This is a genomic window from Bordetella sp. BOR01 (genome assembly GCF_019218885.1).
In the GTDB taxonomy this organism is placed as follows: domain Bacteria; phylum Pseudomonadota; class Gammaproteobacteria; order Burkholderiales; family Burkholderiaceae_B; genus Bordetella_A.
The window spans coordinates 888680-913095 of record NZ_JAHUWT010000001.1 but is presented as its reverse complement, the minus strand read 5'-3'; the positions used below and the strand labels follow the sequence as shown (position 1 = coordinate 913095).

Genomic DNA, 24416 nt, shown 5'->3' with positions numbered 1-24416 from the left:
AGCCTTGCACACTTCACCCGCCCCCGCATCAGATACTGCCCCGACGCAGCCAGCCGAACAGGCAGACGTCATCGTCTGCGGCGGCGGGCTGGCCGGCTACTGCGCCGCCTTGGCGGCCTTGCAGGAAGGCGGCCGCGTGGTCATGCTGGAAAAGCTCGATGCGGTTGGCGGCAGCACCGTCATCAGCGGCGGGGCCATGGCCTTTGCCTGCACTGACGAGCAACAGGCCGCCGGTATCACTGATTCCGATGCGCAACTGCTGTCGGACCTGCAGAAGGTAGGCGGAGGACGCAACGACCCGCTATTGCTGCAGGCCTACGTGGCTGCCCAGCTCGGCACCTACCGCTGGCTCAAGCAGCACGGCGTGCAGTTCCATTCGGTGCAGTTGGGCGGCGGCCAGTCGGTGCCTCGCTCGAATCGCGTCGACACGGAGCAGATGATCGCCGCGCTGGAGTGCAGCGCACGCGCCACAGGCCGCTTCGAATTGCGCTGCAACGCACAGGCGCAACGCCTGCGCCGCCTCGGCCACGGCGGCGGGCTGGAATTGCTGGTTTCCGAGGGCGCGGCGCCAGGCCGGCCGCTGCGTGCGAACCGCGGCATCGTGCTGGCCACCGGCGGGTTTTCGCGCAGCGAGGAATGGCTGGGCGTGTTCGCGCCCCTGCAGACGCGCGCGCTGCGCATCGGCGGGCGCGGCAATACCGGCGACGGGCTCAGGATGGGCATGGCGCTGGGCGCGAACTTGCGCGACATGGGATACGTGCGCGGTACTTTCGGCGTGCACCCCAGTGCCGGCACCGAGCAGCGCCTGCTCATCCACGCCATTTTCAAGGGCGGTATCGCCGTCAACCTGGACGGGCGCCGCTTCATCGACGAATCAGTGTCATACAAGATCAGCGGCGACGCTTGCCTGGAACAGCGCGACGCACTGGCCTACCAGATCTTCGACGCGGGCATCATGGCCCTGTCGGTGCCCGGTGTGACGACCTCGGACTTCCAGGATGCACTGGCTTCGGGCCACCTGGTGCAGGCCGACTCCATCGCGGCACTGGCCGCGGAACTGGATATCGACGCAGCCACGCTTACCGCCACGCTGGAGCGCTACAACCACGACGTCGCGCTGCATGGCCGCGATACCGAATTCGGCCGCGACGGGCTGGCCAACCACTACGGCACGCTGCGCCGCATCGACACCGCGCCGTTCTATGCCTATGCCTCGACCAGCGCCGTGCTGGCGACCTACGCGGGACTGGCGATCGATGCCCAGGCACGCGTGCTGGACGTCTACGGCGAACCCATCCCCGGCCTGTACGCCGCCGGTGAAGTCACCGGCGGTTTCCATGGCGCGGCCTACATGACGGGGTCGTCGCTGGGCAAGAGCGCCGTTTTCGGCCGGATCGCCGGACGCCATGCAGCGAAGCTGCGGACAACAACATCAGGAGACCCACCATGCGATTGCTTCCCTGCTGCAAGACCCTGATACTGGCCCTTGCCTGCATGGCCGGCGCGGCTGCGCTGCCGGCTGCGGCGCAGAACGCGTATCCGTCCAAGCCTATCCATCTGATCCTGCCGTTCCCGCCTGGCGGCCCCACCGATGTCGTCTCGCGCGCGCTGGGCGAACGGCTCGGCCAGGCCTGGAAGGTACCGGTGGTGGTCGAGAACCGCCCCGGCGGCAATTCCTTCATCGCCACCGAAATGGTGGCCAAGGCAGCGCCCGACGGCTACAGCCTGTTGGTCGCGTTCTTTGGCACGCTGGTGGTCAACCCCAGCCTGTACGACAAACTACCCTACGATCCCGTCAAGGACTTCGCTCCCGTCACCACTGTGGCCACGCTGCCGCTGATGCTGGTGGTACCGCCCGATTCTCCCATCCATTCCATCAACGACGTCATCACGCTGTCCAAAGCCCAGCCCAATCGCTTCAGCTTCGCCTCGGGCGGAGCTGGCCAGGGCGCCCACCTGGCGGGCGAACTGCTCAAGAGCATGGCCGGCATTTCCATGACCCACGTGCCGTACAAGGGCAACGCGCCGGCCATCGTGGACCTGCTGGGCGGACACGTCGACATGATCTTCGACGGCATGACCTCGTCGCTGCCGCATGTCCGCAGCGGCAAGCTGCGCGCCGTGGCCGTCTCGACCAAGAAGCGCGCCTCGGCCATGCCCGAGCTGCCCACTGTCGACGAATCCGGGCTGCCTGGCTTCGACGTCGGATCGTGGTTTGGCATCCTGGCCCCCGCCGGCACGCCCGAACCCGTGATCGACAAGCTCAACGCCGAACTGGTGCGCATCATCAACAGCCCGGACATGCAGCAGTTGCTGGCCAAGCTGGGGCTCGACCCCATGCCCATGAGCCCGCAGGCCTTCGCCGACTACATGCAACAAGAGACTGGCAAGTGGGCCGACGCGGTCCACAAAGCCAACATCAAGCTCAATTGAAGCGATTGGAAGCGCGGCGGCCACGCCCCCGCGCAAAGGAGACCGCCATGGTTTGGCATAGATTAGTGGCATGCGTTCTGCTCGCCGCCGCGACGGGCACCGTCACCGCCGCGCCCGATGCGGCCGAGGGCTTCCCCGCCCACCCGGTACGTATCGTGGTGCCCTACCCACCCGGCGGCCCCAACGATTCCATCGCCCGTGCCCTGGGCCAACACCTGACTGCCATCTGGAAACAATCGGTGGTAGTGGAAAATCGCCCCGGCGCCAGCGGCATCATCGGCAGCGACGTCGTGGCGCGCGCCGCTTCAGACGGCCTGACGCTCATGCTGGGCAGCATCACGCACGCAATCCTGCCCGGCCTGAATCCCAAGCTGCCGTTCGACCCCATCGCCGACTTCACGCCGGTCTCGCTAGTGGGCGTGGCGCCCATGCTGGTGGTGGTGCATCCGTCCGTGCCGGCCCATTCGGTCAAGGAACTGATCGCGCTGGCAAAGACGCGGCCCGGCAAACTGTCATACGCATCCACCGGCAACGGCACGTCCATCCACCTGATCACCGAAATGTTCAAACGCGACGCAGGCGTGGATATCGTGCACATTCCTTACAACGGTAGCGGACCCGCCATGGCGGCCTTGATCGGCGGCACGGTGCAGATGATGATCGAGGCCATGCCGTCAGCGCTGCCCCAAGTGCAGGCCGGCCGCATCCGCGCCCTGGCGGTCACCAGCCCGCAACGCTCGCCGGTGCTGCCGGACCTGCCCACCATGTCCGAGGCTGCACTGCCCGGCTTCGACGGCGGCATCTGGTGGGGCGTGCTGGGCCCCGCCGGCCTGTCCGACGACCTGCTGCGAAAGATCAATGCGGACGTCAACGAAGCCCTGAAGGCACCGCAAGTACGCGAGCGCTTTGCTGCGCTGGGCATCACGCCGACGGGCACCACGCCCGAAGCGTTCGCCCAAACCCTGCGAAACGATTCCGAACGCTATGCGCGGATCATCCGGGCGGCCAACGTCACCATGGATTGAGGGCGCCATGACCAATCCAACCCGCGCCGCCGGCCTGCCGCACTGTGCCTACGCCGCCACGCCGAGCGGCCAGGTGCACTATGCCGAAGCCGGTGTCGGCGAACCGTTATTGTTGCTGCACGCCTCGCCACGCTCGCACCGTGCCTTCCGCCACATGCTTCCCCTGCTGGCGCCCCACTTCCACGCCATCGCCGTCGACACGCCCGGCTTTGGCAGTTCGGCGCCGCTGCCCGGCCACGTTACCTTGCCGGCGCTGGCCGCCAGCCTGGTGCAACTGATGGATACGCTGGGCATCGCGCGTGCCCATGTGTTCGGCCTGCATACCGGCAACAAGATTGCCGCGGCGCTGGCCAGCGACTGGCCCGACCGCGTGGGCAATGTCATGCTGGCCGGCCAGACGCACAGCATCCACGCCGACCACGCCGAACGCAACGCGGGCATCCGGGGCTTCCTGGCCCGCTATACGCCCACGCATGCCAGCAGCGACCCGCATGCCGATGCCCTGCGCAACTGGCTTGGCGCGCATGCCACGCTGGACGGCTACTGGTGGCCGCCGGCACTGCTGCACTCCCCGCAGGTAGACGCCGGGCAGATCGCGCAAGCTGAAATCCGGGTGCTGGATTACCTGCAGGGCTGGAAGTCGGTCATGCCGATCTACGACGCCATCTTCGATTTCGACCTGACCGGCGCGCTCAAGCGCATCGCCGCGCGCACGCTGGTGCTGGAACTGCTGACCCTGGCCGAAGCCCATTTCGGCCCACAGGGCCCCGCACTGTGCGCCCAAATGCAGCAGGCCCACTACGCGACACTGGACGATGCCGATGGCGGCGTGCTGGAAAGCCGGCCCGCGGACGTCGTGGACCGGATACTGAGCTTCATGGAACGGCCTGCGCCTATTGGGGCTTCAGGCCGGCTTCCTTGACGATATCGGCCCAGCGTTCGAGGTCGCGTTTGACCTGCTGTGCATAGACCTCGGGCGTGGTGCCTTCCGGCGCCAGGCCGTTGGCATCGAGCAATTTCTTGATATCGGGCAGTTTCAGGATCTCGCTGACCTCGCTCTGCAACTGGTCGACGATGGGTTGCGGCGTCTTGGCGGGAGCCATCAGGCCATACCAGGAATTGACCTCGAAGCCAGGGTAGGTCTCGGCGATTGCCGGCAGGTCGGGCAGCAGCGTGGAACGCTTCAAGGTGCTGACGGCGATCGGCCGCAGCTGGCCGGACTTGATGTAAGACATGGCACCTGCGATGTTCAGGAACCCCATGTCTATCTGGCCGCCCAGCATATCGGTGATGACCGGCGCCGCCCCCTTGTAGGGTACGTGCAAGAGTTCGATACTGGCCATGTCGCCCAGGATGACACCCGCCAGGTGCGTGGTGCTGCCCGGCCCGACTGACCCATAGGACAGCTTGCCGGGATGCGCGCGCGCATAGTCGACCAGTTCCTTGAGATCATGGATGGGCAGGTCGGGACGGACCAGCAGGACGGTGGGCGCGGACACCACCTGCGTGATCGGGGCGAAATCGCGCACCGGATCGTAGGGCATGTCCTCGGTCAGGGCCGGGCTGATGGTAATCGGACCCACGTGCGAAAACAGCAACGTGTAGCCGTCGGGCTTGGCCCGGGCCACATACGAAGCACCGATCACGCCGTTGGCGCCGGCCCGGTTCTCCAGCACCACGGGCTGGTGCAGGCGTTGCGACAGCTTCTCGAGGATGGGCCGCGCCACAGTGTCGGCAGGCCCGCCGGCCGTCCAGGGGTTGATGACCGTAATGGGCCGGTCCGGATACGCGAGCACGGCGGGCGCGGCCATCGCCATCGACGCCGCGGCCAGTACGGTGCTGCTCCAGCGCGCCAAGCGCGAGGTCTGTGGTTTCGTGGTCATGGTTTTTGTCTCCTTGTAGGTATCGTTTTATCGGCCCGCGGCGCTTGCCCGGACCGCGCCTCAAGCCAGGAAGTCGACTTCCCTGGAAGAAGAAAGAGTGGCAAAGCGCGCGACCGCCTGCATGGATTGCTGGTGATCTTCGGCCGAGAACGAGGCACAGCAATCCTCGAGGACGACGCATGCATAATCGCGGTCGTGTGCATCCCGCACCGTGGCCTGCACCACGGCATTGGACGAGACGCCGCCCAGGTACAGCCGTTCGATCCGGTGCGCGCGCAACAGCGGTTCCAGCGACGTGCCGTAGAACGGACTGACCCGATGCTTGACGATGTCGAAATCGCCCGCGGACGGCGCAAGTTCCGGATGCACTTCGGTGCCCCAGGTGCCCAGCTTGAACAGGCCATGTTCGCGCGCGCGAGAGAACACCGGCGACGCGAGCGGGCATTCCCGGTAGTCGGGCGAGAAACCGACACGCACATAGCCGACAGGTATTCCCGCCGCACGCGCCTTCCCGAGCGCCGCGCGCGTGTTGGCGAGCAGGCCGCGGCTGCGCACCTGTTCACCCAAGGGCGTCGCACCGTTCGGGCCTTGCTCGTGGACCAGGTCGTTGATCATGTCCAGCACCAGATAAAGTGATCTTGCGGGCATTCGTGCTCCTTGGATATGCGAAAAGGAAGCCCTCATGGGAACCGGCTACCTGCGCGGCACGGCCAAGGCATCGACCACCCGGACACCCTGCCCGTCCGGCAATACGCACAAGGGGTTGATGTCGAGCTCGGCAAGGCTGTCGCGCAGATCGGCTGCCAGCCACGACACTCGCACCACGCAGTCGACCAGCGCATCGATGTCGGCGGCGGGCTGGCCCCGTACTTCCCGCAGCAACGCCGCGCTGCGCAATTCCATGATTGCGCGCCGCGCCTCGGCGGCGCTCAGCGGGGCCATCCTGAAGACCACGTCCTTGAATACCTCGACGTGGATACCGCCCAATCCGATGGTGAGCACTGGCCCGAAAGTGGCGTCCTGCGACACGCCCAGCAGCATCTCGCGGGCGTCGGTGATCATCTCTTGTACCAGCACGCCATCGATGCGGGCCTGCGGACAATACTGCGTGGCGGCGCGCAGGATGTCGCGATGGGCGGCCGCCACGGCGGCATCGCCCTGCACGCCCACACGTATGGCATCGGCCTCGGTCTTGTGCGGAATGTCCGCCGACTGTACCTTCAGCACGACCGGGCCGCCAAGCCGGGCCGCGCAATGGACTGCCTCGTCCACCGAACGCGCCAGGTATTCCTTGGTGAGTGGCAGGCCATAGCATGCCAACAGCGCTTTCGACTGGTGCTCGCTGAGCATCCCCCCGGCCGGCGCCAACAACCGGCGCGCGGCTGCCGCGTCAGTTCCCGGCGGCCGGACTGCGGGCGCTTCGCCCTGGCGCCGCTGCCATTCGCCGTGATCCATGACGCGACGCACCGCTTTCAGGCAAGCCATCGCGTCCCGATACACGGCCTGGCCTTCCGCCACCAGCGTCTCGGGCCTTAATTCCGGATCGTCCGACGCGCAACCCGTCCAGAGAATCGGCACGAGCTTTTCACTAGCCGCGGCCACGCGCCCGATGGTCCTGATATCCGATGTGCTGGCGATGGTCAGCACGGGAATCATCACATCGATGGCCGGATCGGCCAGTATGGCCCGTGCGGCTCGCTCGTATGCCCCATCCTGGCCAATGGCCGCCGCGGTCAGGTCAGTGGGGTTGGTGGCCGAGCCGAAACCGGGCAGCGCCTGCGCGAGGCATTCGCGCGTCTGCGGCGCATATTCGGGCCAATCCAGGCCCAGCGAAGCGCCCAGGTCCGCCACCATTACCAGATTGCCACCCGAGATGGAAGTCGCCGCCGCGCCGCGACCGGCAACCGTCCGCCCCTGGCGCAGCAGCATGGCGGTTTCGTAGAGTTCGTTGCAATCGTCGACGCGCACAATGCCCATCTGGCGCAAGGCCGCATCGCAGACATCGTCGGCCCCCGTTATCGCACCGGTGTGCGATGCCGCCGCGCGGCTACCGGCTTCGGTGCGCCCCACTTTCACCATCGCGATGCTCTTGCCCAGCGCATGGGCGCGCGCCGCCAGCCGTCGCAGCTTTTCGCCATCCGCCAGGCGTTCGACCAGCATCAGCACTACGCGCGTAGCCGGGCTTTCCACCATGAACCATGCGTAATCGATCAAGTCCAGGTCCGCGGCATTGCCGCAGCTGACCTGGTAGCTAATGCCCAGCCCGGCCTGCTGGGCGCGCCACATGACATTGACCTGCCCCGCGCCGCCCGACTGGCTGACGACGGCGATGTCGCCGGCGGGCCGGCGCGGGCCCTGGATCGTGGCCGTGGACGTCAGCGCAAAGCCATCCACGAAATTGATCATGCCGTTGCAGTTCGGCCCCATCAGCCTGACGCCCCCTTCCCGGGCGAGCCGCACGATCCGTTGCTGCATGGCCCGCCCTGCATCCGTACCCAGTTCGCCGAAGCCCGACGAAAATACCGTGGCGTACGGGACGCCCCGCGCCGCGCAATCTTCGAGCGCCTGGGGCACGGCGGTGGCGGGCAGCACGATTCCCACATGGTCCGGCACTTCCGGCAAATCGGCGATCGAACCGTGGCATTGCAGGCCGAAGACTTCCGTCCGACGTGGATTCACCGGGTAGATGGCCCCGGTGTAGCCGAAATCCAGGGTCTGGCGCATGCACCGCCCCCCGAACTTGGACAAGTCTTCTGTTGCCCCCACCAGCGCAACCCGCCGTGGCGCGAAGAAATGTCTCAAATCGGGAAAACCGTCCGGGTCATTGCCCGCAGCGCCCGCCAAATCAGTTGCCATAATTGGATTGCCTCGTTTATAATTTGCAGTGCAGCTTTACTATCCACTATGCAGGTCAGTGTAAAAGCCTACTGTCGGCGCTGTCAACGCGTCGGCAGGCACTCAGGCGTCTACCGAGAGGCTCCATGAAGGAAGACCGTCATTTCGTCACCGCACTGGCCCGAGGGCTGGACGTTCTGCGCTGCTTCAGCAGCGCACATCGCGAACTCGGCAGTACCGAGATCGCCCGCATGCTGGGCCTGTCGCAATCCACGGTCTGGCGCCTGTGCTATACGCTGCAAAAGGCCGGATACCTCGAGCCGGGGCACGATCCGGAAAAACTGCGGGTCAGCCCGGGGGTCCTGGCGCTGGGCTGCGAAGCGCTGTCGCACGGCGGAATTGCCGAGGTCGCGCAACCCCGTATCACTGAGATCGCCAACCGCTTCGACTCATCAGTCTCGGTGGCCGGCCGCGACCAACTCGCCATGCGCATTCTGGCCCGGGCATCGGCGCCCTCGATGCTGAGGCTGAACTTCCATGTGGGCTCTGCCCTGCAGATCGAGCGCTCCGCCGTGGGCGCGGCCTACATGGCCGCTTTACCCGATGCCGAACGGAAATCGCTGCTGCAAGAGCTGCAACAGGCCCATCCCGAACATTGGAAAGAACATCGCAGCTATCTGGACGAGGCCATCGAAATGTATCGCGAGCGCGGCTATGTACTGAATCTGCGGCGCTACCACCCGGACGTGAACGCGCTTGGAGTGGCCATCGTGTCTCCCAATGGGCGGCACGTCATGGCCATGAACTGCGGCGGCGCCAGTTCGGTCATGACGCGCGAAAAGCTGGAAGGCCCGGTGGCGCAAGCCATGCGGGAGCTGGCCGCCGACTTGTCCACGATGCTGATGGTGTAACGCGGTCAGCGCTCGGCGTAGCGCTTTTCCAGTTCGTCGTACAGGGGCTTGCCAACCAGGCGTTGGCGCTCGTCAAAGGGCGCGAGCAGTGCGGGATCTTCGTCCAGCTTGCCGTCGCGCTTAAGTGCGGACAGCGCCTTCTGCATGCCCAGCACCGCGCCCTGCAGCGCCGCGTTGGCATACAGCACCAGGCTGTAGCCCATGCCGCCCAGTTCCTGGGAGGTCAGCGTGGGCGTCTTGCCGCCGACCACGATGTTGATCAACAACGGCTCTTTCAGCAACTGAGGAATCTTGCGGATTTCTTCCAGGCTGGTCATGGCCTCGACGAACAGGATATCGGCGCCCGCCTCGGCGAATTTCTGCGCCCGCTCGATAGCCCCTTCGAAACCCTCGACTGCCCGGGCGTCTGTGCGCGCGATGATCTGGAAATCAGGGTCTTTGCGCGCGTCGGTGGCCGCGCGGATCTTGTCGAGCATTTCTGGCAGCGGCGCCACCGCCTTGCCGGCGAAGTGGCCGCACCGTTTCGGGAAGACCTGGTCCTCGATCTGGACAGCATCGGCCCCGGCGCGCTCCAGGGCACGCACGGTGTGCCAGGCATTGACCGCATTGCCGAACCCCGTGTCGATATCGACGATCAGCGGCAGGTCTTCCACCGCCTCGCGGATGCGCTGGGTGGCGTCGGCCACGTCGCGCAAGCCGATGATGCCCAGGTCGGGCGCACCGTAGTGCATATTGGTAAGCCCGGCACCCGTCAAGTAGACGGCCTCGAATCCCTGGTCTGCGACAACCTTGGCGCTCATCGCATTGAATGCCCCGGCCACGACCAGGCCATTGCGCCGGGCCACTTTTTCACGCAGGATTTGCTTCGTCGATTTCCCCATGAGGGTCTCCTTCATTGATAAGTCGATATGGCGTCATTCAAGCCGGATCTTGGCGGCCGTGATCAGCTTGTCCCAGCGCGCGGCTTCGTCCTTCAGGAACTCGCCGGCCTGCCTGGGGCCGCCGTTGATCGTGGTGACGCCGACATTCTGCAGCTTCTCGCGCAAGTCTGGTTGGCGCAAGGCCTGGTCGAATTTTTCGGCCAGCGTATCAACCACGTCCTGCGGCACCTTGGCCGGTGCCGCCAGCATATACCAGGTCGTTGACGCGTAGCCCTTCACGCCCCCCTCTTCGATGGTGGGGATGTCCGGAGCGATGGGTGAACGCACCCGGCCCGTCTGGCCCATGGCTTGCAGCCGCTTGTCGCGGATGAATGGCATGCTTTCGGCAATCGGCAGCACGGTGATGTCGGTCTGGCCGCCCACTACGTCGGCCATGGCAGCGCCGCCGCCCTTGTAGGGCACATGCAGGTATTGCAGGCCGGTCATGGAGCGCAGCACTTCGGCGGCCAGATGCGAGGAACTGCCGTTGCCCGAGCTGCCAAAGCGGATGGCATCCGGGGCCTTCTTGCTCATCTTCACCAGGTCGTCAATCGATTTCGCGCCCAGCGAAGGGCGTGCCATGAGCATCAGGGGCGCCTCGCCGACCAGCGAGATCGCCCTGAAATCGGTGAGCTTGTACGGAACCTTGGCGTACAGACTGGGATTGATGGCGATGCCCGGCGTGGCAAAAACCACCGTGTAGCCATCGGCGGGGGCGGTGGCCACGGCGTCCAGGGCCAGGTTGCCGCCTGCGCCGGGGCGATTCTCGACCACGAAGTTGAAGCCCGACATGTCGCCGACCTTCTGCGTGACCAGGCGGCTGACGATATCGGCGCTGCCTCCGGCCGGGAACATGATCACGACGCGTATCGGCCGGCTGGGATACTTGTCGGCAGCCTGGGTGGCCGGCGACAGCGCGGCAGCCGCCAGCAGGCTGGCGCACAGTTTGAACGTCTTCTTCATGGGGTTGTCTCCTTTTGTATGAATGGACTGCGGCGGATGCCTTGCCCATCGTGATGGCTAATGCGATCCATCAGCAGCGCCGTCATCCAGCCGTCGCGGATGGCGGCCAGGAAGTCGCCGGGTGCGTTGCAGTCGCCAATGCGTGTATAGGGAACGCCGCTGGCCTCGACCGCGTCCAGGACGTCCAGCTCGGGCCTGGGGCCGGTGGCGAACACCAGCCAGTTGCCGACGGACAGGCTTTCGGCCGCCTTGTCGCCCTGCTGGATCTCGATCTGGCCGCCCTGCACGCCCAGGATGCGGCAATGGGTGATCATGGCGACGCCGTGGGCCTCCAGGCGCTCGACCAGCTCGAACCGGTTGTTGCGCGCCATGCCCGTGGCGATGATGGGCAAACGGTCCAGTATCGTGATCTGCGCAGCCCGCACCCGCAGCGCGTCGGCCACTTCGGCACCCACCATGCCGCCGCCCACGATGGTGACCCGCAACCCGGGCTGGACGGCATCCAGGTCGGCCAGCACGTCCCAGGCGTGCAGCACGCGCACACCGGCGTCCAGCGCCGACAAATCCAGCGGCGGCTTGGCTGGGCGCGAGCCCGTGGCGACGACGATGTGGTCCGGCGCGAACGCGCCGATAAGCCCGGCATCGGCCTGCACGCCCAGGCGTATCGGCACGCCCAGCGCCTGCACGGTCTTCCAGCGGCAGGTCCAGATAGGCTCGACCTCGGTCTTGTCGGGCGAGGCCACCGCCAACGGCATCTGGCCGCCGGGCTGTGCGCGCTTTTCCCAGATCTCGACGTCATGGCCACGGCCCTTGAGCACGCGCGCGGCCTCCACGCCCGCCACGCCCGCACCCAGCACCAGCACACGCAGGCGCCCTTCCTTCGGGGCCGGAAACAATTGCGGCTCGGCGTATTCCAGGGCTTCGAACTCAGTGCCGATCATGGGGTTCTGCACACAGGAAACGTCTTTTTCCAGCGTCAGGCGCTCGAAACAGACGTTGCATGCAATGCAGGTGCGGATGGGCGCCTGGATCTTGCCGAACGCCTTGTCGCACCAGTGCGGATCGGCATATAACGCGCGGCCGATCGACACGAAATCGGCGCTGCCCGAAGACAGCATGGTCTCGGCGTCTTGGGGCTCGACCATGCGGCCGGCCACGAACACCGGGATCTTCACCTGTTGCTTGATCGGCTTCGCATGCGACGCCAGGCAGCCGCGCGGGAACGACGGCGGCTGGATGCAGAACTTCGACAGTTGCGGACTTTCGTTGCTGCCGCCGGAAAGATCAATGGCATCCACCCCCGCCTGCTCCACCGCCTGTGCCAGCGCGATGACATCTTCGCGGCTGTAGCCGCCTGCGGCGAACTCGCTGGCCGACAGGCGCACCACCAGGCACAAGTCAGGCAACGCGTCGCGCATCCGGTTGATGGTCTCGAGCAGCAGCCGCATGCGGTTCGCCAGCGAGCCGCCGTAGGCATCGGTGCGCCGGTTCACGCGCGGACTGAAGAATTGCTGGAACAGGTAGCCGTTGGCCGCGTGGATCTCGACGCCGTCGTACCCTGCCCGCCACAGGCGGCGCGCGCTGGCCACGAACAGTTTCTGTATCTCGACGATCTCGTCCACCGCCAGGGGCCGCACCTTGTCTCCGGTGTTGGGGTTGACCCACGGCGAAGGCCCCACGGGCTCCATGTTCAGCACAGCGCGGCGCAGCAGTGCGCCGCGGTGGTTGAGCTGCCCGAACACGTGGCAGTCGTGCTTCTTGATCGCCTCGACGATGCTGGCCAGCCCGGGAATGAACCTGTCGTGATAACAGCACAGCGAATTGTGATGCGGCCTGGCATGCTCGGTCACGACCATGGCCTCGGTCATGATCGCGCCGATGCCGCCCTTGGCGCGCTCCTCGTAATAGCGCTTGTCGCGGTCAGTCGACAAGCCATCGGTAGTGCTGTAGTTGGTGCCCATGGGCGCCATCACGACGCGGTTCTTCAGGCGCAGGCGGCCCACCTGCCCCGGTTGTGCCAGCAACATGTCCATGGCTGGGGTATCAGCCGTTAGACTGGACGCCGGCGTCCTTGATCAGCTTGCCCCAGCGCTCGCCCTCATCTTTCATGAAGGCGTCGAACGCGGTGGGGGATTCCTGCGTAAACGGCCCGATGCCCAGCTGTTCCAGTTTGGCCTTGGTGTCTGGATCGTTCACTGTCTTGACCAGGGCGTCGTGCAGCTTTTCGCGAATGTCCATGGGCATGCCCTTCGGGCCCATCACGGCAAACCAGTTGAACGCGATCACCGACGGCAGGCCGCTCTCGGCCGTGGTCGGTACGTCGGGCATGACGGCGGAGCGCTTGGTGTCGGTTACCGCGATCGGGCGCAGCCGGCCGTCCATCACCAGCTTGTGCAGTGCCGGCAGGTCGACGATGATGCCGTTGACGTGGCCGCCCGCGGCATCCACCATGCCCGGGCCGGCACCCTTGTAGGGTACGTGCACGATGCGGCCCTTCGATTCCGCCTTGAACAGTTCGATCGCCAGGTGCGGCAGGCCGCCGTTGCCGGCCGAGGCCAGCGTAATGTCCTGCTTCTTCGACAACGCCACCAGCTCGGCCAGGTTCTTGGCCGGCACGCTGGGGTTGATCGCCAGGAGTTCGGGCGTGGATGCCACTGTCGTGATGCCCGACAGATCCTTGTAGGGGTCGTACGGCAAGTTGGGATAAGCGTAGTAACTGAGCAATAGCGGGCTCACGCTGCCCAGGGTGATCGTGTAGCCATCGGGCTTGGCGCGTGCCACGTGCTCGGTGCCGATGGTGGCGTTGGCGCCGGGCTTGTTCTCTATTACCACCGACACGCCCAGAAGCTCGCCCAGCTTGGGCGCGATGATGCGTGCCACGATGTCGTTGGATCCGCCCGGCGGAAAGCCCACCACCATGATGATGGGTTTCGAGGGATAGTCGCTGGCCGCCGCGGCGGGCGCCGCGGCGATCGCCAGCGCGGACGCAAACAATGCTTTCAACAGGCCACGGCGCGAGATTTCAGGATTCTTGGTCAACATGGTTTTGTCTGTGTGGCCCTCTTCCGGTTTGCAAGACCTGCCCACGCAATCCGTCGATGGCCAGCCTCCGTTGATGATGTAGTTGGTCTTCAATCGCATCGGCGCCTCGGGCCCGCTACGGGACCGAGGCGGATACGTCCTGGGTGGCATGCCTGGCCTGGGCGGTGACCGCTCCAAACCAGGCAGGCCATCGTATCGGCCCTGGCCGCTGCCTGGCAGGATGCGGCCCTGGGCAGTTGCTGAGCCCGCGGCTCCGGCCGCCTGGCAGACGGTTCATGAGCCGGACGGCGGCAGATGCAGGCAGGCCACGTCGACCCCCACGCCAGCGACCCTGGGATAGCGCTTCAGGACCAACGGATCATGGCCCGGAACGACATGGTCCGGCGTGTCGGCGTGGCGCAGGCATATCTGGTGCCCGTCCAGCATCGCGGCGACGTCATAGACCGCCGGAAAGGGATTGGCGTCTTGCATATTGGCGTAGTAATGGCTGGCATCAGAGGCCAGGACGACCCAGCCGCGTTCCGTATGGACCCTGACAGCCTGCAGCCCCTTGGTGTGCCCGCCGATGAACAACAGTTCAACCCCCGGCGCCACGGTGTCGTTGCCACGATGGAATTTCACGCGGTCGGAATAGAGATGGCGTATCAGCATGGCAACATCCTCGAACCGGAAAGGATGGCGCAAGACGTGGTGGCACATGCAGCGGCCCGTGGCGTACTCGACTTCGTCATCCTGGATGTGGAACACGGCGTTGGGCGTCTTGTCGAGGTTTCCAGCATGGTCGTAATGCAAGTGCGTAAGAATCACATCGCCGATATCCTCCGGGCGCACCCCCAGCACGCTCAGCGTATCGACCGGACAGCACTCGAGATCGCGGGGCCGCTCACGCGCAGACTCAGCGCCGAACCCCGTATCAACCAGGATGTTCCGGTCTTTTCCCTTCAGCAGCCAGACAAAAAAATCCAAAGGCATGGGGCCGTCGTGGCCATCGTGGCGTATGAAGTTGTCCGAACGCTGCCGCTGCACCGAGGCATACCGCAGCGCGTAGATTTCGTACTTGGGCAAAGTCTTCCGGCTCACCGCTGATCTCCTTTTCCCGTCGCGCCTTCGAACAGCAGGCTGATCGCCGGCGCATACATATCCCCGTAGCCCGCCTCTATCGCCTGATTGAAGCTGGCGATCAGGTTCTTTGCGCCGGTGGCGTTGACGCCAACCTGCTCCGCCAGCCTGACAGCATATGAAAGGTCTTTGCGCGCGTAGGTGACGGGAAATGCCTTTTCCGGAAATTGCTGCGGCAAGATCGCCTTGAAGCCCTGGTTGCGCAGCGCGAAGCTGTCGGCCGAGCCCGTGGCGAAGGCATTGAACAGCTGCTCGGGGTCCATGCCGACCCGGACCGCCACCGCGCGCGCCTCGGCCAGGGCCAGCACGGTTTCATAGACCACCATGTTGTTCAGGATCTTCACCACCTGGCCGCAACCGACGGGGCCGGCATGCATGACGTCAGTGGCGAAGCACTTGATCAGCGGCTCGAGCAACGCGAACGTCCGCTGGTCGGCGCCAACGGGAACCGCCAGGGTGCCTGCCTGTGCAGCCGCGCGGGTTCTCATGACTGGCGCATCGGCAAAATGCACGCCGGCATCTTTCAGCGCGGCGGACAGCCGGATTGCGGTTTCATGTGGCGATGTGCTCAGGTCGACCAGCGTCTGTCCGGACCGCAGCTTCGACAGCAAGCCCTGCGCTCCTAGAACGACCTGTTCGACCACTTCCCCGGAAGGCAGGGACAGGAAAATGATATCTGCGTCGCGTGCAATATCCGCGATGCCGGCGGATTGCACGCCGGCCTGCTCCAGCCTGCGCAAGGGCTCCGGATCGCGGTCGCAGGCAAGAACCCTGGTGCCGCTTTTCGTCGCCAGATGCCGGCACATGGGTTCGCCCATCACGCCGACACCGATAAATCCTAATGTTTGACTCATGACGCTACACCCCCAAATAAGCCTTCCGCACAAACGGATCGTTCAATAATTCCTGTCCGGCACCCGAGCGGATGATCGCGCCTTGCTCGAATACATAGGCGCGCCTGGCCAGGCGCAACGCCAGCCCCGCGTTTTGCTCAACCAGCAAGACCGAGATGCCCGTTTCACGATTGAGGCGCCCGATCGATGCGCCGATTTCGGCCACGATCTTGGGGGCAATTCCCAACGAGGGTTCATCCAGCATCAGGATGGCCGGACAGGCCATCAGTGCACGGCCGATGGCGACCATCTGCTGCTCGCCGCCCGACAGCGACCCGGCCTGCTGGCGCCGGCGCTGGGCAACGATGGGAAACAGCGAACACACCAGTTCCTGCGCGTTGCGCTTGCGGGCGACATCGCTTACCGTGTGGGCGCCGATCTGCAGGTTTTCCCAGACAGTCATGCGCGGGAAAAGCCGTCGCCCCTCTGGCGCCAATGCGATTCCCATGCGTACGCGCTGGGCCGCGCCGGTGCCGGAAATCTGCCGGCCGTCCAGCAGCAGCTCTCCCGATGCCAGGCGCATCAGGCCCATCAGCGATTTCAGGGTCGTGCTTTTGCCGGCGCCATTCGAGCCGATCAGCGCGACGATTTCGCCGTCTCCGATGGTGAACGACGCCTTGCGCACGGCCTCCAGTGGCCCATAGCGCACCACGATGTCCTTTGCCTCAAGCGCCGGCATGTTCTGTTTCTCCCAGATAGGCCTCTATCACTGCGGGATTGGCCTGTATTTCGCCTGGAGTGCCCTCGGCGATCTTCTGCCCCTGCACCAGGACGACGATGCGCTCGCAGGTTCCCATGACCAGCGCCATGTGATGCTCGACGAACAACAGCGTCAGTCGATAGTGGGAACGCACGCGTTGCAGGAATCTGCCGAACTCGGCGCATTCCTCGGGGTTCAAGCCGGCAGCCGGCTCATCCAGCAACAGCAGGCGGGGCTTGGTCGCCAGGCCGATGGCGACGCCGAGCCGCTTCTGATACCCGTAGGCCAGGCCGCCCGCCAGCAGGTCCCGAACGGAATCCAAGCCCGCGATCTCCAGGATCTCGTCGATTTCCGCATCGATCTCGCACATTCGTTCGCGATGGGTCCGCGTGCCGAGCAGCTGATTGACGAACGGCACGCCAAGCTTGGAAATCGCGCCCCGAAAGACGTTCTCGCGCACGGTGGCGTTGCCATAGACCGAGGCCGATTGGAAAGTCCGCGCCAGGCCGTGCTGCACCACCTGGCTGGGCGTCGAGCCGAGGATCTCCTTGCCGTTGAAGCGCACGCTTCCGGAAGTGGCCGGCTGGGTGCTGGTGATCAAATTGAACGCCGTGCTTTTCCCGGCTCCGTTCGGCCCTATCAGGCCGACGATTTCGCCTTCGTTGACGTCGAAACTGAGATCGCGCACCGCCTTCAGGCCGCCGAACGTCTTCGACAGATTCCTGACCTGCAACAACGCCGTCATAGCCGCTCCCCCGTGATGCGCCTCAACAGGGCCAGGCTGGCGATTCCCTTGGGCAGGAACCGCAGGATAAGAATCAGGCTCACGCCATAGAAAATGTTCTGGGACTGCACGGCGCCGCGGAACAACTCAGGCAGGGGCGTCATGATGAGCGCGCCGATCAGCGGGCCGGCCACCGACATCCGCCCGCCCACGACCAGCATGATGATGGCGGCAATCGACACCTGCGCGGAAAACGATTCGGGCGAGATATACCCTACGTAGCGCGATAGCAGCACACCGCCCAGGCCGGCCATGCCGCTGCCCACGGTGAAGGCGAACAACTGCGACTTGCGCACACTGAGGCCGGACGATTCCGCCAGGGCAGGCTGTTCTCCTACGGCATCCAGGGCATGGCCCTTGGGGGTGCGGAAAAACGCGACCAGGAATGCGACCGAGGCAACGGCCAAGGGCGCCGCCAGGCAATAGAACGCCTGGCGGGTGTCTAGCGCGAAGCCTAGCAAGCTCGCCGGCGGGATTTTCGCGATGCCGTTCGCTCCGCCCGTCACCGACGCGGCATCCAGCATGAAAAGGCGGAACAACTCGCCGAACGCGAAGGTGATCAGCACGAAATACACGCCGCGCAAACGCAGTATGGCCGAGCCCAGCAGGTAGGCCACCAGCGACGCCGCCATCGCCCCCAAGGCGGCCGCTGGCAGGAAAGGTATCCCCAGCAGCATCTCTGACAATACGGAAACATAGGCGCCGATACCGACGAAGGCCGCATGGCACAACGACAACTGCCCGGTATGCATCACCAATGCCAGGCCGCTGACGATGAAGGTGTTCAGGCATATCAAGACTGCCAGGTGCAGATAAAAAGCGCTGCTGAACCCCAGCGGCATGACCATCAGCGCGGCAAGCAGCACCCACGCCGCGACGGGAAAACGCAAGGAATTCCACCTGGAGTGGCCGGACGATGGATTGAGGAGAGTGGAAATGGAGTTGCGTGTCATGGATCAATGCTCCGCACGCCCAAGCAAACCGGTTGGCTTGACGACCAGGACCACGATCACCAGGGCGAAAATCAACATGTCGGCCGTGCTGCCATCGAAGAACGTGCCCCCCAGGCTTTCCGATATGCCCAGCAGAAGGCTGGCCAGCACCGCCCCGCCGATGCTGCCCAGCCCCCCCAGCACCACCACGATGAAAGCCTTGAACAGCGGCGCGCCGCCAATGAAAGGCGAAACGGAAAACACCGGCGCCATCAATGCGCCCGCGATCGCAGCCAGGGCGACACCCAGCGCGAATCCCAGCGGATACGTCGCGCTGGAGCGGATACCATAGGCAGAGGCGATCTCCATGTCTTGCACGACAGCCCGCAAGGCCCGCCCCGCCTTGCTGTGCATCAGGAATACATACAGCATCACCAGGACCGCCGCTGAAAACGCCACGACATACAGGCGGGAAAAGGGCATGACGATCTTCCCCAGTGTGAATACCCCCTGGGCGGCGGGCGGCATGGATTGAGGATCGGGGCCAAAGGCCATCAGGGCCACGTTCTGTATGATCATGCCCAAGCCCAGCGTCGCGATCAGCCCGTTCAATTCGTCGCCCCGGAAGGGTTTCAGGACCACGATTTCCAGCGCCCATCCGAGCACCAGCGTCAGGGCAAACGCGATCAGCACGGACAACATATAGGGAAGCCCCCATTGCGTTACACCGATGAACGCAAAGAAGGCTCCCAGCATGTAGAACTCGCCATGCGCGAAATTGGCGATGCGCATCACGCCGAATACCAAGGTAAAGCCGATTGCCATCAGCAAATAGAGCAATCCGATGATCAGCCCGTTCGTCAGCGCCTGGCCCAGAAGAAAAGAGATATCCACGACAATCCCTTTTTTATTTGCATCCGGCCATCGTGCAACGCGCCCGAATGACCTCCTGGCCATCGACGATTTCAGAAAGATAGAACGGCGTATCGGCCTGATGATTGATGCCGTACATCTGCTGCCCGGTCCAGCTGGTATTGCCCAATATGCCGGGATAATCCTTGATCGATTCGAGCGCTGCGCGGACCTTGTCGGTGTCGGTCACGGTTCCCGCCTTTGCCATGGCCTGGAACAACATGTGGGTTCCGTCGTAGAAAGACGGGCTGAAGCCGTTCATCGGCTTCTTGTATTTATCGCTATAGCGCCCGGAATAGGCCTGCACCTTGGGATCGTTCGGGTCGAACTGGGTATAGACGATCATGCCCTCGACCGCCTTGGCGCCCGCGACGTTGACGATTTCGGCGGTGGCCGGGCCGCCGCTGCGAATGAACCTGCCCGTAAAGCCAAGTTCACGCGCCTGCTTGGCGATCAGGCCTGCCGTGGTGGGCGAGATTCCATTCAATTCGATCGCTTCCACGCCCTTGGCCATCAGCCGGGTGATCAGCGGCATCATGTCGAGGCGATCCCGGTCGAAGAACTCGCTGGCGGCCAGCGGAATACCCGCCTGGCTGTAGGCCTTGGTAAGCCACTCATGCTGCTGCTGCCCGGATTCGTCGCTGACGAACAGGCCGCCGACCTTCTTGATACCAAGCACCTGCGAAATCCAGGCGACCTGGGGGCCGGCCGTTTCCACCGTGGTCAACACGGGGCGGAAGGTGTAGGGCTTGTCGGCCCCCATGGCCTTCGCGGTAAAAGCGAGGGTCATGATGATGACCTTGTTCTTTTCCGTGACCGGTTGGATGGCCAGCGCCGGGGCGGAGCCCGTCGGGCCGATGACGTATTGCACCTTGTCCTCGAAGATCAGGCGATTCACCGCCGTCACGGCCTCGTTGGCCTGGTACTTGTCGTCATAGGCGATGATTTCCACTTTGTACTTCTTGCCGCCGACTTCGAGCCCCCCCTTGGCGTTGACGTCATCCGCCGCGAATTGCGCGGCGTACTGCATACCCTGCCCCCAGGCGGCGCCGGGGCCGGACAAGGCCAGCACCGCGCCGATCTTCAGCGTTTCCTGGGCCTGGGCTGCTGCCGTCATGGCCAGCAAGCCAGCCAGCATCAATGATGTCTTCAACATGGTTGTCTCCTTGTGCGTTCTTGATTATTCGCAGGCATCCAGCGTGCACTTCGCGACAATCACTTCCTTGCCGGCGTGGACCTCCGCCACATAGAAAGGCATCGCCACCTGCCTGTCGATGCCGTAGGCCTCCTTGCCTGTCCAGTTCAGCGTGCCGAGAATGCCCTTGTAGTCGCGCATGGCGGCCAAGGCATCCGCGATCTTTTTCGTATCGGTAACGGTTCCTGCCGTGGAAATCGCCTGGAACAGCATGTTGGCACTGTCGTAGTACGAGGGGCTGAATCCGTTCATGGGTTTGTTGTGCGCCAGGCGGTAGCGTTCCGCGTAATCGGAAACCGCCTTGTTCGATGGATCGATCGGCGCATAGACCACCATGCCTTCAGTGGCCTGCGTTCCCGCGACCTTGACGATTTCGGGCGTGGCAGGGCCACCACTGCGGATGATCAACCCCTTGAATCCCAGCTCGCGGGCCTGCTTGACAATCAGGCCCGCGGTCGCAGGCGCGTTGCCGTCCAGGTCGATCGCATCCACGCCCTGCGCCATCAGGCGGGTCAGCAGCGGAACCATATCCAGCCGGTCACGATCGAACATTTCCTTGGCCGCCAACGGCACCCCGGCCTTGGCATAGGCCTGCTCCAGGTCGACGACGATTTTCTGGCCCGTTTCGTCGTTCGGGAACAGGCCGCCCACTTTCTTCAGGCCATACTTCTTGACCGCCCAGGCCACCTGCACGCCGGCGGTTTCGGATGTCGTGAGAACCGGGCGGAACGTCAACGGCTTGTCCGGGCCCAATGCCAGGGGCGTAAAGGCCATGGTGGTCGTGATGACACCGTGCTTCTCGACAGTGGGCCCGATAGCCAAGGCGGTAGCGCCACCCATCGGACCCATGATGAACTTGACCTTGTCCTCGAAGATCAGCCGGTTGGCCGCGGTAACGGCCTCGCTGGCCTGGTACTTGTCGTCGTATGCAACGATCGCGATCTTGTAAGGCTTGCCTTCCACCATCAGGCCGCCCTTGGCGTTGATATCGTCCGCCGCGAATTGCGTCCCGTACAGAATGGCCTGCCCCCATGGCGCGCCAGGGCCGGAAAGGCTCGCCAGCACGCCGATTTTCAAGACGTCTTGCGCATGCACGGAAAACGCGGCCGCGCTGGCCAGGGCCATGAATATCAATCTTTTCATTGTCTCCATCTCCTTCGATTATTTTTAGTTTGATAAAACCGCGGCGACCGAACCTCCATCTATGGGGATGACCGTGCCCGTCACATAGCGCGACTCATCGCCAAGCAAGAAACGAATCACTGACGTGACGTCGGACGGCTGTGCCACCCGGCCCAAGGGTGAAGTTCCCGAAACCCGATAACCGCTGGTGGCGGCATCGGCCATCAATTTGTGCACCAGCGGGGTATCCACGGTTGCCGGGGCCACGGCATTCACCAGAATCGACTGGTTCGCCAGTTCAACCGCAAGCACCCGTGTGATGTAGGTCAGTGCGACCTTCGACGCCGCGTAGGCGCCTCCTCCGGTCTTGGGCCGCAGCGCTGCGGCGGATGCCACGAATACCACCCGGGCCGGCGCATCCTGGGTCGCCGCGCACCTGAGCAAGGGATGGGCAGCCTTCGCCGCCAGCCAGCATCCTTTGGTATTGATGTCGAACAGCGCGTCGTAGTCCGCCTCTGAAAGCTCCATCAGGGCACCGGTGCGGAATACGCCAGCCGAACACACCAGTACATCCACCGCACTCGTCGCGGCACGGATGCGTTCGAAGGCCTGGGCTACCGAGGCGCTGCTCGAAGCGTCGCAGGCAATCGGAATGAATTTCCCCGCAAGACCCTGCGCGCTTTCCGCCACCAGCTTCAGTTTCTGCTCGTCCCTGTCCAGCCCGAAGACCGTATGACCGCGCTCGAACAAATCCCGGCTGCAGTCCGCCCCAATGCCCGAGGCAGCGCCTGTAACCACCGCATGCTTGCCCATTGCTTTCATCTCCTGAACCCCATGTTCATTTCCCCGCTTGCTTCTGGATCCTGCCTCGGCACATGGCAAGCAGCGCCACTGCATCCTTGCCTCCGTACCCTTCTTCCAAGGCCTGGCCGAAGAGGTCCCGTACCAGGGTGGCCGCCGGAACTTGCACCCCCAGCTGTCGGGCCATCGACAAACCCAGCGCCAAGTCCTTTTCCGCCAGTTCCAACTTGAAACGCGGTTCGAAGTCCCCTTTCAGGGCAGGTGGAAACCGCTTGGTGAACGTCATCGAGCGGCCGCCGCTTTCCGACAGCACGTCGAACAAGGTCGCTGAATCCACGCCCAAGGCTTCGCCCAGCGCGAAGGCTTCGCAGGCGACCAGCAGATTCCCCATCGCCATGGTGTTATTGATGACCTTGACCACCTTGGCCGACCCGACGTCGCCGGTATGCCGGATCGCCGAACCCAATGCCTGCAGCAACGGAAGCGCCTGCTCCATCGCCGCGGTCTCGCCGCCCACCATGACGATGAGTTTTCCCGTGCGCGCTTCGGCCGGGCCGCCGCTGACCGGGCAATCCAGCACCTTCAGCCCGCGGCCCTGCGCGTGGATCGCAACCTGCCGCATCGCGGCGGGCTCTATCGTGCTCAGGTCGATAAGGGTCGCGCCCGCGTCAGCCAGCTCGGCCATTCCTTCCTTGCCCAGCCAGCTTTCCTTGACGATGGCCCCGTTCGGCAAGCTGCTCAGCACATAGGCGCGCCCCCTCAGCGTATCGGCCAGCGTTTTCCCGACCGGGAGGCCTTGCGACGCAACCTGCTCGCGCACAGCCGGAACGATGTCCCAGCCCATGACATCAAAGCTCTTTTCCGCCAGATTGAGCGCCATGGCCGAGCCCATCTGGCCCAGGCCGACCACCGCTACGGCCAGCTTGTCCATCAGCCGTTCCCCTTGGCGACATCCCGTTGTTCACACCAGGCCACCAGCCGGCGTATGCCCTCTTCAAGCGAGACCTCGGGCTTCCAGCCCAGCAAGCGGCCGATTTTTTCCCGGCTGAACGCCAGGTGCGTACCGACCGAGGCGCGCACCACTTCTGCCGGCGTGCGGTATTCGGGTTGCAGGTCGGATTGCATGACCTTCAGCAGCGTGGCCACTACGTCATTCAAGGTCGTGGCAATGCCGGTGCATACGTTCATGCTCTCGCCGGAAACGTCGGATGCCATGGCAAGCACATTAGCCCTGGCCACATCCGCGACATGGATGTAGTCGTGAACCTCTTTTCCGTCGTCCGGAATGATGGGACGCTCGCCCCGCTTGATCCTGTCGTAGTTCTCCACGATGTACAGGGCGTTGACGCCACGGTAATGCTGGCGTTCGCCGTACACCGTGGCATAGCGCAATGAAACCGCCTGCAGCCCGTGCCTCTGGTGGTAATGCCGGTTCAGATGCTCGCCGATCAGCTTGGATGCCGAGTACAACGCCGCCGCAGGCTGGAAAGGCGCCAGGTTGGATGCCGTGGTTTCGTCCATGACTCCTGGAATCGGTTCGCCATATACAGCGGTGGACGACGAGAAGACCGTCTTCTTCACGCCCCGGTAACGGCAAGCCTCCAGGACATTGTTCTGTCCTTGCACATTCACGGCGAGGCCGAGCGCGGGATTCTGCGACAAGGGCAAGGTAAGGAAGGCGGCGACGGAAAACACGCCTTGCACCCCCTCGAACGCGTCATAAATCTCACCGATTCGAAGGATGTCTCCTCGCACCAGCTTGATGCGGGGGTTCTTGAGCAAATCGCCGACTGTTTCCGGTGTGCTCAGGGAATAGTTGTCGAACAGGGTGATTTGTTCTGCGCCGCGCGACAACAATACTTCAGTGATGTGGGAGCCGATCAGGCTGACCCCGCCGGTGATGGCGAACCGGCCTCCAGAGATTTTCATGACGTTGATCCTGTCTC

At 64.3% G+C, this 24416-nt stretch carries 23 protein-coding genes; 5 read left to right on the top strand and 18 right to left on the bottom strand.

Going from position 1 to position 24416, the window contains the following annotated elements; genetic code table 11:
* The first annotated feature begins 4 nt into the window (after window positions 1–4).
* From KW845_RS04330 to KW845_RS04315, 4 genes are read left to right on the top strand one after another with little or no spacing between them, the layout of a single operon-like run.
* Window positions 5–1477 carry an FAD-dependent oxidoreductase gene (locus tag KW845_RS04330; protein WP_218367927.1) on the top strand — a complete coding sequence of 491 codons (1473 nt, stop codon included), beginning with the start codon at window positions 5–7 and terminating at the stop codon, window positions 1475–1477.
* Window positions 1447–2433, top strand: a complete 987-nt coding sequence (locus KW845_RS04325) for a tripartite tricarboxylate transporter substrate binding protein (RefSeq protein ID WP_218367926.1) — start codon at window positions 1447–1449, stop codon at window positions 2431–2433. The genes KW845_RS04330 and KW845_RS04325 overlap by 31 nt, the downstream gene beginning before the upstream one ends.
* Window positions 2434–2480: 47 nt before the next feature.
* Window positions 2481–3458 carry a tripartite tricarboxylate transporter substrate binding protein gene (locus KW845_RS04320; protein ID WP_218367925.1) on the top strand — a complete coding sequence of 326 codons (978 nt, stop codon included), beginning with the start codon at window positions 2481–2483 and terminating at the stop codon, window positions 3456–3458.
* Window positions 3459–3465: 7 nt separating this feature from the next.
* Window positions 3466–4380, top strand: coding sequence for an alpha/beta fold hydrolase (locus tag KW845_RS04315; protein ID WP_218367924.1), 915 nt, complete (start codon window positions 3466–3468; stop codon window positions 4378–4380).
* Here KW845_RS04315 and KW845_RS04310 read toward each other — a convergent pair.
* Genes KW845_RS04310 through KW845_RS04300 form a run of 3 tightly spaced genes read right to left on the bottom strand, consistent with a single transcriptional unit; the run spans window position 4352 to window position 8197 of the window.
* Window positions 4352–5341, bottom strand: coding sequence for a tripartite tricarboxylate transporter substrate binding protein (locus tag KW845_RS04310; RefSeq protein ID WP_218367923.1), 990 nt, complete (start codon window positions 5339–5341; stop codon window positions 4352–4354). The genes KW845_RS04315 and KW845_RS04310 overlap by 29 nt on opposite strands.
* A gap of 60 nt (window positions 5342–5401) precedes the next feature.
* Window positions 5402–5989, bottom strand: a complete 588-nt coding sequence (locus KW845_RS04305; RefSeq protein WP_218367922.1) for a cysteine hydrolase family protein — start codon at window positions 5987–5989, stop codon at window positions 5402–5404.
* Window positions 5990–6034: 45 nt separating this feature from the next.
* Window positions 6035–8197: an acetate--CoA ligase family protein gene (locus tag KW845_RS04300; RefSeq protein WP_218367921.1), complete on the bottom strand. Its 2163-nt coding sequence runs from the start codon at window positions 8195–8197 to the stop codon at window positions 6035–6037.
* 125 nt (window positions 8198–8322) lie between these two features.
* Between KW845_RS04300 and KW845_RS04295 the strand changes: the two genes are divergently transcribed.
* Entirely contained in the window at window positions 8323–9087 is a 765-nt protein-coding gene (locus KW845_RS04295; RefSeq protein WP_218367920.1) for an IclR family transcriptional regulator, read from the top strand.
* A gap of 5 nt (window positions 9088–9092) precedes the next feature.
* Here the strand turns inward: KW845_RS04295 and KW845_RS04290 are convergent, their stop codons facing one another.
* The 15 genes from KW845_RS04290 to KW845_RS04220 all read right to left on the bottom strand — a co-directional run bounded on the left by KW845_RS04290 (window position 9093) and on the right by KW845_RS04220 (window position 24399).
* Window positions 9093–9968, bottom strand: coding sequence for an oxaloacetate decarboxylase (locus tag KW845_RS04290; protein WP_218367919.1), 876 nt, complete (start codon window positions 9966–9968; stop codon window positions 9093–9095).
* Window positions 9969–10001: 33 nt separating this feature from the next.
* Window positions 10002–10970, bottom strand: coding sequence for a tripartite tricarboxylate transporter substrate binding protein (locus tag KW845_RS04285; protein ID WP_218367918.1), 969 nt, complete (start codon window positions 10968–10970; stop codon window positions 10002–10004).
* Window positions 10967–13003, bottom strand: a complete 2037-nt coding sequence (locus tag KW845_RS04280; protein WP_218367917.1) for an FAD-dependent oxidoreductase — start codon at window positions 13001–13003, stop codon at window positions 10967–10969. The genes KW845_RS04285 and KW845_RS04280 overlap by 4 nt, the downstream gene beginning before the upstream one ends.
* A 10-nt stretch (window positions 13004–13013) precedes the next feature.
* Window positions 13014–14012, bottom strand: a complete 999-nt coding sequence (locus KW845_RS04275; protein WP_218367916.1) for a tripartite tricarboxylate transporter substrate binding protein — start codon at window positions 14010–14012, stop codon at window positions 13014–13016.
* A gap of 273 nt (window positions 14013–14285) precedes the next feature.
* Window positions 14286–15092, bottom strand: coding sequence for an N-acyl homoserine lactonase family protein (locus tag KW845_RS04270; RefSeq protein WP_370628172.1), 807 nt, complete (start codon window positions 15090–15092; stop codon window positions 14286–14288).
* Window positions 15089–15985: an NAD(P)-dependent oxidoreductase gene (locus KW845_RS04265; RefSeq protein WP_218367915.1), complete on the bottom strand. Its 897-nt coding sequence runs from the start codon at window positions 15983–15985 to the stop codon at window positions 15089–15091. The genes KW845_RS04270 and KW845_RS04265 overlap by 4 nt, the downstream gene beginning before the upstream one ends.
* A gap of 4 nt (window positions 15986–15989) precedes the next feature.
* The gene (locus KW845_RS04260; RefSeq protein WP_218367914.1) at window positions 15990–16703 is read right to left on the bottom strand and encodes an ABC transporter ATP-binding protein; all 714 of its coding nucleotides are present in this window, start codon (window positions 16701–16703) and stop codon (window positions 15990–15992) included.
* Window positions 16690–17469, bottom strand: a complete 780-nt coding sequence (locus tag KW845_RS04255; protein WP_218367913.1) for an ABC transporter ATP-binding protein — start codon at window positions 17467–17469, stop codon at window positions 16690–16692. Before KW845_RS04255 ends, KW845_RS04260 begins: the two co-directional genes overlap by 14 nt.
* Window positions 17466–18461, bottom strand: coding sequence for a branched-chain amino acid ABC transporter permease (locus KW845_RS04250; RefSeq protein ID WP_218367912.1), 996 nt, complete (start codon window positions 18459–18461; stop codon window positions 17466–17468). Before KW845_RS04250 ends, KW845_RS04255 begins: the two co-directional genes overlap by 4 nt.
* Window positions 18462–18464: 3 nt before the next feature.
* Window positions 18465–19334: a branched-chain amino acid ABC transporter permease gene (locus tag KW845_RS04245; RefSeq protein WP_218367911.1), complete on the bottom strand. Its 870-nt coding sequence runs from the start codon at window positions 19332–19334 to the stop codon at window positions 18465–18467.
* Between the two features lie 13 nt (window positions 19335–19347).
* Window positions 19348–20508 (bottom strand): ABC transporter substrate-binding protein, encoded by a 1161-nt coding sequence (locus tag KW845_RS04240; protein ID WP_218367910.1) that lies wholly within the window; start codon window positions 20506–20508, stop codon window positions 19348–19350.
* Between the two features lie 24 nt (window positions 20509–20532).
* Entirely contained in the window at window positions 20533–21690 is a 1158-nt protein-coding gene (locus tag KW845_RS04235) for an ABC transporter substrate-binding protein (protein ID WP_218367909.1), read from the bottom strand.
* Between the two features lie 24 nt (window positions 21691–21714).
* Window positions 21715–22482 (bottom strand): SDR family NAD(P)-dependent oxidoreductase, encoded by a 768-nt coding sequence (locus tag KW845_RS04230; protein ID WP_218367908.1) that lies wholly within the window; start codon window positions 22480–22482, stop codon window positions 21715–21717.
* Window positions 22483–22507: 25 nt separating this feature from the next.
* Window positions 22508–23401, bottom strand: a complete 894-nt coding sequence (locus tag KW845_RS04225) for an NAD(P)-dependent oxidoreductase (RefSeq protein ID WP_218367907.1) — start codon at window positions 23399–23401, stop codon at window positions 22508–22510.
* Entirely contained in the window at window positions 23401–24399 is a 999-nt protein-coding gene (locus tag KW845_RS04220; RefSeq protein WP_218367906.1) for an NAD-dependent epimerase/dehydratase family protein, read from the bottom strand. Before KW845_RS04220 ends, KW845_RS04225 begins: the two co-directional genes overlap by 1 nt.
* Between the last annotated feature and the right edge of the window lie 17 nt (window positions 24400–24416).